The following is a 13374-nucleotide window of genomic DNA, read 5'->3' as shown; positions in this document are numbered from 1 at the left end:
TACGTGCGCGAACTGGTCGCGGACCTCGAAGTGAGAGGACGAGTCAGATGATCTTGCGCAGGTTGGCCAGGCCCCTGCTCGCGGGCATCTTCATCACCGGCGGCATCGACGCGCTGCGGGCGCCCGAGGCCCACGCCGAAGCGGCGAAACCGCTGATCGACAGCGTGGCGGGCAAGCTGCCCGAGCAGGTCCCCACCGACCCGGTGACGCTGGTGAAGATCGACGGCGTCATCAAGGTGGGCGCAGGCGTGTTGCTGGCGCTCGGCAAGTTCCCCCGCCTGTCGGCGTTGGCGCTGTCGGGCAGCCTCGTGCCGACGACCCTGGCCCAGCACCGGTTCTGGGAGGAGAAGGACCCGGGCCAGCGCAAGCACCAGCAGGCCCACTTCCTCAAGAACCTCGGCCTGCTCGGCGGGCTCCTGCTGGCCGCGGTCGACACCGAGGGCAAGCCCTCCCTGGGCTGGCGGGCCCGACACGCCGCTCACGACGTCGGCGACTGGGCCCGCGACGCGGGGGAGACGGTGGCCGAGGCGCCCAAGAAGGCCCGCAAGGCGCTCGCCGACGCGTTGCCCGGCTGACTCCAGCCGGGCACCACCGCGCGTCGAGGCGTCCGCGTACCGCGCCGTCCATGATCGGTTCCGAATCAGGACGGAAGGACGCGATGATGCTGCGCAGGCTCGCCCGACCCATGCTCGCCGCCATCTTCATCGGGGGTGGCCTGGAGTCGCTGCGTGACCCGGCCGCCCACGCCGAGCAGGCCAAGGCGCTGCTCGACCGGCTGCCGGGCGACTCGCACACCCTGGTCCGGCTCGACGGCGCGGTGAAGGTCGGCGCTGGTGCCGCCCTCGCGCTGGGCCGCTTTCCCAAGGCCTCCGCGCTGCTGCTGTTCGCGAGCCTGGTCCCCACCACCCTCGGCGCCCACCGCTTCTGGGCGGAGAAGGACGCCGCGGTCGCCAAGCAGGAGCAGGTCCACTTCGCCAAGAACCTCGGCCTGCTCGGCGGGCTGCTGCTGGCCATCACGGCGGCCGAACGCCAGCGGTGAGCTGTCTCACGCAACCGTGAGCCAGGATTTCGTCCGACACAGAAGTTAGGTTGGACGAATCCACTCACTGGAGGTGTCCGTGACCCCCGTCGTCCCGACCGACTCCGCGTTGCGCCGCGCCCTGCGCCGTGCCCGCGACGGCGTCGCGATCGACCAGGTCGAGGCCGAGGTGCTGCTGCACGCCCGCGGCGAGCACCTCGACGACCTGTTCGCCACCGCCTCCCGGCAGCGCGACGCGGGGCTGGCCGCGGCGGGTCGGCCAGGGGTGATCACGTATTCGCGCAAGGTCTTCATCCCGCTGACCAGGCTCTGCCGCGACCGCTGCCACTACTGCACCTTCGCCACCGTCCCGCACCGGCTGCCCGCGCCCTTCCTCAGCCCGGACGAGGTCCTCGACATCGCCCGCGCCGGTGCCGAGATGGGTTGCAAGGAAGCGCTGTTCACCCTCGGCGACCGGCCGGAGGACCGCTGGCCCGCCGCGGCCGAGTGGCTCGAGGCCGCCGGTTACCCCGACACCCTGTCCTACGTCCGCGCCATGGCGATCCGGGTCCTGGAGGAGACCGGCCTGCTGCCGCACCTCAACCCGGGCGTGCTGAGCTGGACCGACCTGCAGCGGCTCAAGCCCGTGGCGCCGTCGATGGGCATGATGCTGGAGACCACCGCGACTCGGCTGTGGTCGGAGCCGGGCGGGCCGCACTACGGCTCGCCCGACAAGGAACCCGCCGTCCGGCTGCGGGTGCTGGAGGACGCGGGCCGCTCGGCCGTCCCGTTCACCACCGGGATCTTGATCGGCATCGGCGAGACCCTGGCCGAACGCGTCGAGTCGCTGTTCGCAATCCGCGGGGTCGCCCGGCGCTACGGCGGCGTCCAGGAAGTCATCATCCAGAACTTCCGGGCCAAGCCCGACACCGCGATGCGCGGCATGCCCGACGCCGAGGCCGACGAGCTGGCGGCCACGGTCGCCGTCGCGCGGGTCGTGCTGGGACCCAAGACGCGCATCCAGGCCCCGCCGAACCTGATCGGCGGCGAGTACGGCCTGCTGCTGCGCGCGGGCATCGACGACTGGGGCGGCGTGTCGCCGCTGACGCCCGACCACGTCAACCCCGAGCGCCCGTGGCCGCAGATCGACACTCTCGCGGCCCAGACGGCCGAGGCGGGCTTCCGCTTAGCTGAGCGGCTGACCATCTACCCCGAGTACATCCACCGCGGCGAACCCTGGCTCGACCCGCGTCTCGGCGCCCACGTGGCCGCGCTGGCCGATCCGGCGACCGGTCTGGCCGTCGAGGGCGCGGCGCTGGTCGGCCGCCCCTGGCAGGAGCCCGAGGTGGCGCTCACCGCGTCCGGCCGCACCGACCTGCACACCGCGATCGACACCGAGGGCCGCACGGGCGACCGCCGCGACGACTTCGACTCGGTCTACGGCGACTGGGAGGAACTGCGCGGCCAGGTCACCCAGCCCAGCGCGCTGCCCGTGGGCACCGGGCAGCTCCGCCCCGAGTTCCGCGCCGCGCTGCGCCACGCGGAGAAGTCACCCGCCGAGACATCGACCGACGACGCCCTGGTCCTGCTCTCGGCCCAGCGGGGCGCCGAGATCGAGGCGCTCGCCGAACTGGCCGACGGACTACGCCGCGACGCCGTCGGCGACGAGGTGACCTACGTCGTCACCCGCAACATCAACTTCACCAACGTCTGCTACACCGGCTGCCGGTTCTGCGCCTTCGCCCAGCGGCGCACCGACGCCGACGCCTACACGCTGTCCCTCGACCAGGTCGGCCAGCGCGCCGAGCAGGCGTGGTCGGTCGGCGCCACCGAGGTCTGCATGCAGGGCGGCATCCACCCCGACCTGCCCGGCACCGCGTACTTCGACATCGCCGCCGAGGTCAAGCGGCGCGCCCCCGGCCTGCACGTGCACGCGTTCTCGCCGATGGAGGTCGTCAACGGGGCCAGCCGCACCGACCTGTCGATCCGCGACTGGCTGGTGGCCGCGCGCGAGGCAGGCGTCGACTCGCTGCCCGGCACCGCGGCGGAGATCCTCGACGACGAGGTCCGCTGGGTGCTGACCAAGGGCAAGCTGCCCACCGCCACCTGGATCGAGGTCGTCACCACCGCCCACGAACTGGGCATCCCGACCACCTCGACGATGATGTACGGCCACGTCGACACCTCCGCGCACTGGGTGGCCCACCTCAAGCTGATCGGCGAGATCCAGCAGCGGACCGGCGGGTTCACCGAGTTCGTCCTGCTGCCGTTCGTGCACACCAACGCGCCGCTCTACCTCGCCGGGATCGCCCGGCCCGGTCCCACCCGGCTGGAGAACCGGGCCGTGCACGCGCTGTCCAGGATCCTGCTGCACGGCCGGATCAAGAACATCCAGACCAGCTGGGTCAAACTCGGCGACGACGGCGTTGTCGAAGTGCTGCGCGGCGGCGTCAACGATCTCGGCGGCACCCTGATGGAGGAGACCATCAGCCGGATGGCGGGCAGCGACAACGGCAGCTACAAGACGATCGCGGGCCTGGAGGCACTGGCGACCGCGGCGGGCCGCCCCGCGCGGCAGCGCACCACGACATACGGCGCGGTGCCCGCCGAGCGGCTGGAGACCGGCCGCGCGCACGACGGCGTCTGGACTCCCCGATCGCTCCCGTTGCTGGGAACGTAGCGATGTGTGTCACAAACATCGGCGTTGCGCGAAATCTTCGAGCGAGCGGACGCGGCGATCGTTGAATACGGTCTCACAAGGCGATACTTTGCACCGCCGCCCATGATCGGATGGCGGTGCGAACGCGGAGGTTGGCAGTGGACCGGTACGAGAGACTCAGCGCGCTGCTCGACCTGCTCGGGCAGAGCGGCAAGGTCGACGTCGAGGATCTGGCGCGGGATCTGGCGGTGTCCGCCGCGACGATCCGGCGCGACCTCGACCATTTGGCCGAGCAGCAGCTGCTCACGCGGACCCGCGGCGGCGCCGTGGCCAACAACGTGGCCTACGACCTGCCCCTGCGCTACAAGACCGCCCGCCACGCCTCCGAGAAGGAACGCATCGGCAAGGCGGCCGCGGCTATGGTCGCCCGCGGCGCCGTGGTCGGCCTCAACGGCGGCACCACGACCACCGAGATCGGCCGCGCGCTGGCGATCCGCCCCGACTTCGCCCAGTCCGACGAGCCGGGCGTCACCGTGGTCACCAACGCGCTGAACATCGCCAACGAGCTCGCGGTGCGGCCGCACGTGAAGATCGTGGTCACCGGGGGAGTGGCTCGCCCGCAGTCCTTCGAGCTCAGCGGCCCGCTGGCCACCCGGATCCTCGGCGAGGTCACCCTGGACGTGGTGTTCCTGGGGGTCGACGCGGTCGACCCCGGCCGCGGCGCCTACGCCCACCACGAGGGCGAGGCCAGCATCAACCGGCTGATGACCGAGCGCGCCCGCCAGGTCGTGTGCGTCGCCGACGGCTCCAAGCTCGGCAAGCACGCCTTCGCCCAGATCTGCCCGACCTCGAAGCTGAACGTGCTCATCACCGACGAGACGGCCCCGCCCGAGGTCGTGGCGGCGTTCGAGGCCGAGGGCGTGGAAGTCCAGATCGTCTAGATCGTCTAGATCGTCTAGGGCCTGGAGCCGCCGAGCATCGAGATCACCAGGTCGGCGTAGCGGCGGCCCAGTTCGGCGGGTTTCGGGGTGCTGCCCGCCGTGTACCAGCGGGCGATGTCGACGCACAGCGACAGCACCGCCCTGGCCGCGGTACGCGCGTCGCAGTCGAAGTGCTCGTCGGCGACTCCCTCGGCGATCAGCGCGCGCACGACCCGCTCGGTCCGCAGCCGCAGGTCGGCGACCGTGGCGTAGTCGGCGTCGGGCAGGGCGTTGATCTCGTACTGCACGATCCGGGCGATCTGGTGCCGGGTCGCGTGCCAGGCGGCCATCTCGGTCACCAGGACCCGCATCCGCGCGGGCGGGTCGCCCGGCCCGGACGCGGCGGACTCGACCAGGGCCAGCGCCTGCTCGTGCCCGTTGCGGCTGATCGCGGCCAGCACCGCGGCCTTCGACGGGAAGTGGACATACAGCGCGGCCGGGCTCATCCCGGCCGCGGTGGCGATGTCGCGGGTCGTCGTGGCGTGGTAGCCGCGTTCGCTGAACGAGTCCACCGCGGCGGCCATCAGCCGACGCGCCGCCGCGGCGGTCACCGCCGGAAACTGATCAGCGACAATGTCATTCGTCATCCTGGAAGATCCACCAGCGCCGCGAGGGCTGCCCGGTGTCTGCCCGGGGTGCCGAGTGCCAGTTCGTCTGCCTTGGCGCGCTTGAGGAACAGGTGCACCGGGTGCTCCCACGTCATGCCGATCCCGCCGTGCAGCTGCACAGCCTCCTCGGCCGCCTTCACCGCCACCGTCGAGCACAGCGACTGCGCCACCGCGACGGCCACCGCGACATCCTGGCCGGTGGCGAGCGCGTCAGCCGCGTTGAGGGCCGCGGCGCGGGCCAGCGCGATCGACTGCCAGAGATCGGCGAGACGGTGCTTGATCGCCTGGAAGCCACCCACCTGGCGGCCGAACTGGTAGCGCTGCTTGAGGTACGCGACCGTCGTGGTCAGGCACCAGTCTGCGATCCCGACCTGCTCGGCGGCCAGCATCGCAGCCCCTGCCCGCAGCGCACTGTCCACAGCAGACCGTGCGTCACCGGACAGCCGGGTCCCGGTGCCGTCGAACGTCACGTCGCCGACAGGCCGGGTCAGGTCAAGCGACACGACCGGCGCGACCTCGGCGGCGTCGACCAGGTACAGGGCACCGTCGGCGGGCACGAGGAACTGGTCGGCGACTCCCGCGTCAGCCACCGACCGCACGATTCCGGCGAGCGGCCCATCGATCGCCACGGTGAACGAAGACAGCGGAACGGCGAGCACGATGACCGATTCGCCGGACGCGATCCGGCCCAGCGCGGCCCGGGCATTGTCGTCGTCGAGTTCGAGCAGCGCGGCGGTCGCCAGCACGGCACTGCTGAGAAACGGTGCGGGTGTCACTGAACGGCCGAGTTCTTCGGCGACCACGGCGGCCTCACGCCAGCCCGCGCCCTGCCCGCCCAGGTCTTCCGGGACCGGCAGCGAGGTCGCGCCGAGGTCGGCCAGGGTCTTCCACAGGCCGCGGTCGTACGGGTCGGCCTCGATCCTGCTCAGCACTGTGGCCGGGTCGGACTTGTCCGCCAGCAGTTCCCGAACACCCGCGCGCAGGGACTCTTCGACGTCGGTGGAAAGCAGGTTTGGGTCGAGGTCCATCCCCCGGAAGGTGGGTGCCGTCACTGTTCCCTCCACTGTGTCAATGGGTTCACTCGCAGGCTCGCTCACCGCGGGAGATCCTTCCACGCGACGTCCTTGTCGACCCTTGGCTCCGAGGGCAGGCCGAGTACGCGCTCGGCGATGATGTTGCGCAAGATCTCCGAGGTGCCGCCCTCGATGGAATTCCCCTTGGCGCGCAGGTAGCGGTAGCCGGCGTCGCGGCCGGTGAAGTCGACCTTGTCGGGACGGCGCAGTGTCCAGTCGTCATAGCGCAGGCCGTCGCCCGCGATCTCCAACTCCAGGCCGGACAATTCCTGGGCGAGCCGGGCGAAGGCCAGCTTCATCGCGGAGCCCTCGGGGCCGGGGGAGCCGCTGGTCAACTGCTGCCGCAGCCGGATGCCCGCCAGCCGCAGCGCCTCCGACTCCACCCACAGCTTCAGCAGCCGGTCGTGTGCCTCGGGTGTGCGGCGGTCCGGGTTGGCCCGCCAGGTGTCGGCGACGACGCCGATCATCCCGCCCGCACGCGGGATCGGCCTGCCGCCGATGGCCACGCGCTCGTTCATCAGCGTCGTCTGCGCGACCCGCCACCCGTCGCCGACGTCGCCGAGCCGGTGCGCGTCGGGGATGCGGACGTCGGTGAGGAAGACCTCGTTGAACTCGGCCTCGCCGGTGATCTGGCGCAGTGGCCGCACCTCGACGCCGGGATCGGTCATGTCACAGACGAAGTAGGTCATGCCCGCGTGCTTGGGCACGTCCGGATCGGTCCGGGTCACCAGGATCGCCCAGCGCGCGGTGTGCGCGCTCGACGTCCACACCTTCTGCCCGGTGACCAGCCAGTCGGCACCGTCGCGGCGCGCGCGGGTGCCCAGCGCGGCCAGGTCGGAGCCCGCGCCCGGCTCGCTGAACAGCTGGCACCAGACCTCCTCGCCTGTCCACAGTGGACGAAGGAGGCGCCGCTTCAGCTCGTCGGAGCCGAACGCGAGGATCGTCGGCGCCGCCATGCCCAGGCCGATGCCGATGCGCCGGGGATCGTTGTCGGGCGCACCCGCCTCCGTCAGCAGGGCCTCGACGGTCTGCTGCTCGGTGCGCGTCGCGCCGAGTCCGCCAAGGCCCTCGGGGTAGTGGACCCACGCCAGGCCGGCATCGAAGCGGGCGCGCAGGAACTCCAGCCGGTCGGTGGTGGCCGGGTCGTGGTCGGCCAGCAGCGTGGCGACCCGGTCGCGGATGTCGGTCACGCGGACTCCTTCGCGGGGACGAGCAGGACGACGGCCTCGGCCACGCAGCCGGGCTTCGTTTCGTCCCCGATCTCGATCGTGTAGGCGATCACGGCGTGCACGCCCAGCGCGACGGGCGCCACCGACACCAGTTGGGCGCCCAGCCGGACTCGGGCGCCGACTCGCACGGCGCTGGGAAAACGCACCTTGTTGAGCCCGTAGTTGACACCCATGGCGAACCCGCGGAACTCGTAGACCTCGCGGCCGAGCATGGGCAGCAGCGAGAGGGTCAGGTAGCCGTGCGCGACGGTGCCACCGAACGGGCCCGCCGCGGCCCGCTCGGTGTCGAGGTGGATCCACTGGTGGTCGCCGGTGGCGTCGGCGAAGAGCTGGACCCGCTCTTGGGTGATCTCGAACCAGTCGCTGTAGCCGAGGTGCTCGCCGAGGGCGGCGGCCAGCGAGTCGATGCCGTCGAAGGTCCGCATGTCAGTAGCTCCCGTCTGCCGCGCCGAGTCCACGGGCTGGAAGATGGCGGCTGCTCGGTAAGCCGGTTGAGCGATTCCCGTCCACCTTCATGTCAGTCCTTCGGCCCGCCCGCGACGTAGATCACCTGGCCGGAGACGAACCCGGCCTCCTCGCTCACCAGGAACGACGCCGTCGCCGCGATGTCGTCCGGGTTGCCGATCCGGCCGACCGGGATCATCGCCGCGGCGCCGGTCTTGAAGTCCTCGAACGACACGCCCATCCGGGCGGCGGTCGCCGCGGTCATCTCGGTCTCGATGAACCCGGGCGCGATGGCGTTGGCGGTGACACCGAACTTGCCCAGCTCGATCGCCAGCGTCTTGGTGAAGCCCTGCAGGCCCGCCTTCGCGGTGGCGTAGTTGGCCTGGCCGCGATTGCCCAGTGCCGACGTGCTGGACAGGTTCACGATCCGGCCGTAGCGCTGCTCGGTCTGGTGGCGCTGGACCGCGCGGGTCATCAGGAACGAGCCGCGCAGGTGCACGTTCATGACCGCGTCCCAGTCGTCGTCGGTCATCTTGAAGATCAGGTTGTCGCGCAGGATGCCCGCGTTGTTGACCAGGACGGTCGGCGCGCCCAGCGCCTCGGCGACCTTGGCCACGGCGGCGTCGACCTGGTCTGACTTGCTGACGTCGGCGCCGACGGCCATGGCCGTGCCGCCCTCGGCCTCGATCGCGTCGACCGTGTCCGCGCAACTGGCCTCGTCGAGGTCGATGACGGCGACCTTGAACCCGTCGCGGGCGAGTCGCTTGGCCACGGCGGCGCCGATGCCGCGGGCGGCGCCGGTGACGATGGCGGTGCGGGGCTGGGACACGGGTCCTCCGGTCTCTCGATGACTAAGCAAGCGCTTAGCAAGGTACCCGCCCGGAGATCGGGGTGTCTAGAACTCGAAGCCGCCCGGCTTGCCGTTCCGGTCGGCGATCAGCCCGGCCAGCGTCGCGATCGCGATCTCGGCGGGCGTGCGCGACCCGATGTTCAACCCGATCGGGCGACGCACCGACTCGATCAGCGCCTCGTCGACCCCGAGCCCGCGCAGGGCGGCGATGTGCGGCGCGGCGTGTCGCGGGTTGCCCATCACGCCGACCCATCGCGGCCGGGCGTTGAGCACGTCGCGCAGGACCGGCCCGAGCTCGGCGCGGTGATGGTCGGTGACGACGACGTCGGTGCTGTCCCCGAGGTCGGCGGGCGGATGTGTGATCACCTTCGCCCCCGGATGGCCGACGCGCGCGCGTTCCGGCTCAAGCAGGATCGTGTGATAGCCGAGGTCGGCGCCGTAACGCAGGAGATGGTCGGCCACGGCGGTGGCGAAGACCGCGACCAGGGTGCGCGTCCCGGTCTCGGCGCTGACGACGCCGTGCGCGACGTCGCAGGAATCGGGTGTGCCCATGCCCGCAGTCTCCACCTTACGGAGCACTCGCGCGGACGGGCGAATGTCATTCGACTGATCGGCGATATGGCATGATGACGTTAGTCAATAGTTGGGAAGACATGGACGAGATTGACCGAGCGCTGATCGCCCGGCTGCAACAGGACGCGACCACACCGTACGCCGCCCTTGGTCAGGAAGTCGGCCTGTCCGGCGCCGCCGCCCACGAGCGCGTCCGCAAACTCCGCGAGCGCGGCGTCATCCGCCGAACGACCATCGACGTCGACCCGGTCGCCGTCGGCAAGGGCGTACTGGCCTACGTCATGGTCGAGGCCGCGACCTGGATGGGCGACCCGGACACGGGCTCGGCGCTGGAAGCCCTGCCCTGGGTCGAGGAGGCCCACATCATCGCGGGCGGCGCGTCCCTGCTGGCCAAGGTCCGCGCGTCGACGACCGCCGACCTGCAACGCGCCCTCAAGGACATCTTCGCCATCAAGGGCGTCACCGGAACCCAGACCATCGTGGTCCTGGAGACTTTCTTCGAACGCCCGGTCGCCGTCGATGTCTGATCAGCTCCCCTACACCGGCTTGACCTTGGACCGCGCAGGCGCCAACCGCGCCGACGCGTCGTGGCTGGCCGACCTGCTGGCCCACCCCGACTCCACGGTGATCCCATACTGGAGAGACCAGGTCCTCGCCAGTGGCGGCCGTCCCCTGTGGACCGGCGCCGAGATTGTCCACAGGCACCCCGAAAGCAAGATCAACCGTCACCCCACTCCGATAGACTGGCCAAGGGCCGTCCCCCCGGGACAGGGTGGGGGCTGCGCGGGGGTGTTCGCCGGTTTGGGGGATGGCGACGAGGTCGCTGTGGACGTCGACGGGCCGGTCGTCGGTGACGTCTGGGGTCGGGCGGTGTTTCTGGGGATTCGCGGGGAGGCTGGGGTCTTCGCGCTGGATCTGTCCGAAATGGATGAACAGGCGGCGCTGCGGTTCGCGGGGGCCGACTCGGTGGTCGACGTTCGGCGGCTGGTGTCGGGGCTCGATCCGGACGAAGCGGCGTGTCTGGCCTACGCGCGCGGGTTGCTGCACTGGAATCGCAACCAGCGGTTCTGCGGTGCCTGCGGTTCGGCCGCGGCGGCGAGTCAAGGTGGGCATCTGCGGACCTGCGAAGGGTGCGGCAAGCTGCTGTTCCCGCGTATCGAACCCGCTGTCATCGTCCTGGTCGAATTCGGTGACCGCTGCCTGCTCGGCCGCCACCGGGGCGCCGCCCCGAACGCCTTCTCCACGCTTGCCGGATTTGTCGAGATCGGCGAGAGCCTCGAAGACGCGGTTCGGCGGGAGGTCGCCGAGGAAGCGGGCGTCGCGGTCGGCGACGTCGTGTATCGCGCGTCACAGGCGTGGCCGTTCCCGGCCGGGCTGATGCTCGGATTCCGCGCCGTGGCGACTTCCCCCGACATCTCCGTCGACCGTGAGGAACTCACCGAGGCTCGGTGGTTCACCCGGGCGGAAGTCATTGCGCTGCAACAGGAACACGTCGCCGCGGGGACTCATCGCGGCGACTCGATCGAGCGGTACCTAGTGGATCGCTGGCTCGCGGGGGCTGACCCTTAGGGGACGTGCCGGGGTCCAAGATCGGGGACGAATCCTGATTCGCAGGCAGCCGCCCACTGGCAGTCTTCGTTCAACCTGAACGGAACCTGTGTGGGGGGAACCCAAAATGTCAGCTAAACCGATGGTGACAGTGCGCATCGCGAGGTGGAGCGCCGAACATCCGTGGCGGGCCATCGGTGCCTGGGTCGTCTTCGTGGCCCTGTGCATCGGCTTAGGCTCGGCGGTCGGCACCAAGACCGCCGACTTCGACGACAACCCGACCGGCGAGATGGCCGTCTACCAGAAGATGATCGACGACGCCAAGTTCGACCGCCCGGCGTCCGAGAACGTCTTGATCACCGCGCGCTCCGGCGCGCTGGACCAGAAGGTCGCGCTCGACGTGGCCAACACGGTCCGCACCAAGATGGACGCGCTGTCCGACACGGGGACGGTCAGCGAGCCCATGCCGTCGCCGAAGGGCGAAGCGGTGCTGGTCAACGTGGAGATCACCGGCGACCGCGACACCGCGGGCGACCGGCTGCAGCCACTGCTCGACCTGACCGCGTCGATCCAGTCGGCGCACCCGGACCTGCGCATCGAGCAGGTCGGCGGTGAATCGCTGAACAAAGCCGTCTCGGAGACCTTGGGGGAGGACTTCCAGAAGGCCGAACTGATCAGCATCCCGGTCACCCTGATCATCATGCTCCTCGCCTTCGGCGCGGTCATCGCCGCCGGTGTGCCGGTGCTGCTCGCCATGTCCGCGGTGGGCGCCGCGATCGGCCTGTCGGCTCTGGTGTCGCAGCTGGTGCCCGGCACGGAGAACACCTCCAGCATGATCCTGCTGATCGGCATGGCCGTCGGCGTCGACTACTCCTTGTTCTACATCCGCCGAGAACGTGAGGAACGCGCCCGCGGCGCCAGCCACATCGACGCGGTGGAGATCGCCGCGGCGACCTCCGGGCACGCGATCGTGGTCTCCGGCATCGCCGTGGTGGTCGCCATGGCGGGCATGTTCGTCGCCAACGACGTCACGTTCTCCTCGATGGCCATCGGCTCGATCCTGGTCGTGATGGCCGCGGTCATCGGCTCCATCACCGTGCTGCCCGCGATGCTGGCCAAGCTCGGCCGCTGGATCGACCGCCCCCGCGTGCCGTTCGTATGGCGCCTGTCGGCCCGCTCCGGCGGTGAGCCCCGCTTCTGGAAGGCCCTGCTCAAGCCGTCGCTGCGCAAGCCGGGCATCGCGCTCGTCGTCGCCGGTGGCGCGCTGGTCGCCCTGTCCATCCCCGCGTTCGGGATGAACCTGAACTCGCCGTCGGACGCGGACCTGCCGCGCAGCATCCCGATCATGCAGTCCTACGACCGGATGACCGCGGCGTTCCCGAGCACCGGCGCGGTGCACGCCATTGGTGTGCGCGCGCCCGGCGACGGTGTCGCCAAGACCGAGGCCGCGGTCGACGACCTGGTCAAGCGCATCCAGGCCAACCCCGCGTTCGCAGGCGACAGCGCGCCCAAGGTCACGCGGTCCGAGGACAAGCGGATCTTCCTGATCCGCGCGGGCATTCCGGATCGGGGCACCAGTGAGGGCGCGGCCAAGTCGCTCGACTGGTTGCGCACCAACGCGCTGCCCGGCACGGTCGGCACGGTAGCGGGCGCCGAGTTCGCCGTCAGCGGTGAGACCGCGGGCAACAAGGACTTCGTCGACAACATGACCGAGTCGCTGCCGTGGGTGATCTCGATCGTCCTGCTGCTGACGTTCCTGGTGATGCTGTGGACGTTCCGCTCGCCCGTGATCGCCGCGTCGGCGATCTTCCTCAACGCGCTCTCCGCCGGTGCCGCCTATGGCGTGCTTGTGCTGGTGTTCCAGAACAAGTGGGCGGAGGACCTGCTCGGCTTCACCTCCACCGGCGGCATCGTCGCGTGGCTGCCGCTGATCCTGTTCGTCGTCCTCTTCGGACTGTCGATGGACTACCACGTGTTCGTGGTCAGCCGCATCCGCGAGGCCAGGCAGAAGGGCATGGACACGCGATCGGCGGTGTCCCACGGCATCACGACCTCGGCGGGCGTGGTCACCAGCGCCGCGGCGGTCATGATCGGTGTGTTCTCCATCTTCGGCACGCTGAGCACCATCGACATGAAGCAGATGGGTGTCGGCCTCGCCACCGCGATCCTCATCGACGCGACCCTCATCCGCGCGGTGGTCCTGCCGTCGCTGATGGCCGTGCTCGGTGACAGCAACTGGTGGACGCCGAAGTTCCTGCGGGGCCGCGAGGAGCCCGAGACCGCGCCGCTGCCCGTGCGGCAGCTCGACCCGGTCGGCTGATCCCTGGCCAACCAGCCGCCCCCGGACCCACTGGGTTCGGGGGCGGTCCGCGTCGCCCCGGCGCACACTGGA

Annotated in this window: 13 protein-coding genes; 7 read left to right on the top strand and 6 right to left on the bottom strand. The window is 70.6% G+C overall.

The window, feature by feature from the left end; translation table 11 throughout:
- Positions 1–47 precede the first annotated feature (47 nt).
- From BN1701_RS10925 to BN1701_RS10910, 4 genes are all read left to right on the top strand, one after another.
- A complete protein-coding gene (locus tag BN1701_RS10925; RefSeq protein WP_054047981.1) occupies positions 48–575 on the top strand; it encodes a DoxX family protein in 528 nt (175 codons plus the stop codon).
- A 50-nt stretch (positions 576–625) separates the two neighbouring features.
- Positions 626–1039 (top strand): DoxX family protein, encoded by a 414-nt coding sequence (locus BN1701_RS10920; protein WP_231949563.1) that lies wholly within the window; start codon positions 626–628, stop codon positions 1037–1039.
- A 79-nt stretch (positions 1040–1118) separates the two neighbouring features.
- Positions 1119–3698 carry a bifunctional FO biosynthesis protein CofGH gene (locus tag BN1701_RS10915; protein ID WP_082859779.1) on the top strand — a complete coding sequence of 860 codons (2580 nt, stop codon included), beginning with the start codon at positions 1119–1121 and terminating at the stop codon, positions 3696–3698.
- Between the two features lie 137 nt (positions 3699–3835).
- Positions 3836–4618, top strand: coding sequence for a DeoR/GlpR family DNA-binding transcription regulator (locus BN1701_RS10910; RefSeq protein WP_054047978.1), 783 nt, complete (start codon positions 3836–3838; stop codon positions 4616–4618).
- Positions 4619–4632: 14 nt separating this feature from the next.
- Here the strand turns inward: BN1701_RS10910 and BN1701_RS10905 are convergent, their stop codons facing one another.
- The 6 genes from BN1701_RS10905 to BN1701_RS10880 form a co-directional block, all read right to left on the bottom strand.
- Positions 4633–5244: a TetR/AcrR family transcriptional regulator gene (locus BN1701_RS10905; RefSeq protein WP_054047976.1), complete on the bottom strand. Its 612-nt coding sequence runs from the start codon at positions 5242–5244 to the stop codon at positions 4633–4635.
- Positions 5241–6293 (bottom strand): acyl-CoA dehydrogenase family protein, encoded by a 1053-nt coding sequence (locus BN1701_RS10900; RefSeq protein ID WP_054047975.1) that lies wholly within the window; start codon positions 6291–6293, stop codon positions 5241–5243. The genes BN1701_RS10905 and BN1701_RS10900 overlap by 4 nt, the downstream gene beginning before the upstream one ends.
- A 65-nt stretch (positions 6294–6358) precedes the next feature.
- Positions 6359–7528, bottom strand: a complete 1170-nt coding sequence (locus BN1701_RS10895; protein WP_054047973.1) for an acyl-CoA dehydrogenase family protein — start codon at positions 7526–7528, stop codon at positions 6359–6361.
- Positions 7525–7992 carry a MaoC family dehydratase gene (locus BN1701_RS10890; protein WP_054047971.1) on the bottom strand — a complete coding sequence of 156 codons (468 nt, stop codon included), beginning with the start codon at positions 7990–7992 and terminating at the stop codon, positions 7525–7527. Before BN1701_RS10890 ends, BN1701_RS10895 begins: the two co-directional genes overlap by 4 nt.
- Positions 7993–8084: 92 nt before the next feature.
- Complete coding sequence (gene fabG, locus BN1701_RS10885) at positions 8085–8840, bottom strand: 3-oxoacyl-ACP reductase FabG (protein WP_054047969.1); 756 nt, start codon at positions 8838–8840, stop codon at positions 8085–8087.
- Between the two features lie 66 nt (positions 8841–8906).
- Entirely contained in the window at positions 8907–9413 is a 507-nt protein-coding gene (locus BN1701_RS10880; RefSeq protein ID WP_054047967.1) for an XdhC family protein, read from the bottom strand.
- 101 nt (positions 9414–9514) lie between these two features.
- On the opposite strand from BN1701_RS10880, the gene BN1701_RS10875 reads away from it, so the two are divergent.
- From BN1701_RS10875 to BN1701_RS10865, 3 genes are all read left to right on the top strand, one after another.
- Complete coding sequence (locus tag BN1701_RS10875; RefSeq protein ID WP_054047965.1) at positions 9515–9961, top strand: Lrp/AsnC family transcriptional regulator; 447 nt, start codon at positions 9515–9517, stop codon at positions 9959–9961.
- A complete protein-coding gene (gene nudC, locus BN1701_RS10870) occupies positions 9954–11003 on the top strand; it encodes an NAD(+) diphosphatase (protein WP_054047963.1) in 1050 nt (349 codons plus the stop codon). The genes BN1701_RS10875 and nudC overlap by 8 nt, the downstream gene beginning before the upstream one ends.
- 106 nt (positions 11004–11109) lie before the next feature.
- On the top strand, positions 11110–13302 hold the full coding sequence (locus BN1701_RS10865) for an MMPL family transporter (protein ID WP_054047962.1): 2193 nt from the start codon (positions 11110–11112) through the stop codon (positions 13300–13302).
- The last annotated feature ends 72 nt before the right edge of the window (positions 13303–13374 follow it).

Origin of the sequence: Alloactinosynnema sp. L-07 (genome assembly GCF_900070365.1) — a bacterium.
In the GTDB taxonomy this organism is placed as follows: Bacteria; Actinomycetota; Actinomycetes; order Mycobacteriales; family Pseudonocardiaceae; genus Actinokineospora.
The sequence above is the reverse complement of the archived record's forward strand: the minus strand, read 5'-3'. Positions and strand labels throughout refer to the sequence as shown.

Bases quoted from the DNA above. Each gene is read 5' to 3' on its own strand.
- BN1701_RS10875 (WP_054047965.1), top strand. From the start codon at position 9,515: ATGGACGAGATTGACCGAGCGCTGATCGCCCGGCTGCAACAGGACGCG.
- BN1701_RS10905 (WP_054047976.1), bottom strand. From the start codon at position 5,244: ATGACGAATGACATTGTCGCTGATCAGTTTCCGGCGGTGACCGCCGCG.
- BN1701_RS10865 (WP_054047962.1), top strand. From the start codon at position 11,110: ATGTCAGCTAAACCGATGGTGACAGTGCGCATCGCGAGGTGGAGCGCC.
- BN1701_RS10880 (WP_054047967.1), bottom strand. From the start codon at position 9,413: ATGGGCACACCCGATTCCTGCGACGTCGCGCACGGCGTCGTCAGCGCC.
- nudC (WP_054047963.1), top strand. From the start codon at position 9,954: ATGTCTGATCAGCTCCCCTACACCGGCTTGACCTTGGACCGCGCAGGC.
- BN1701_RS10920 (WP_231949563.1), top strand. From the start codon at position 626: ATGATCGGTTCCGAATCAGGACGGAAGGACGCGATGATGCTGCGCAGG.
- BN1701_RS10890 (WP_054047971.1), bottom strand. From the start codon at position 7,992: ATGCGGACCTTCGACGGCATCGACTCGCTGGCCGCCGCCCTCGGCGAG.
- BN1701_RS10900 (WP_054047975.1), bottom strand. From the start codon at position 6,293: ATGGACCTCGACCCAAACCTGCTTTCCACCGACGTCGAAGAGTCCCTG.
- BN1701_RS10925 (WP_054047981.1), top strand. From the start codon at position 48: ATGATCTTGCGCAGGTTGGCCAGGCCCCTGCTCGCGGGCATCTTCATC.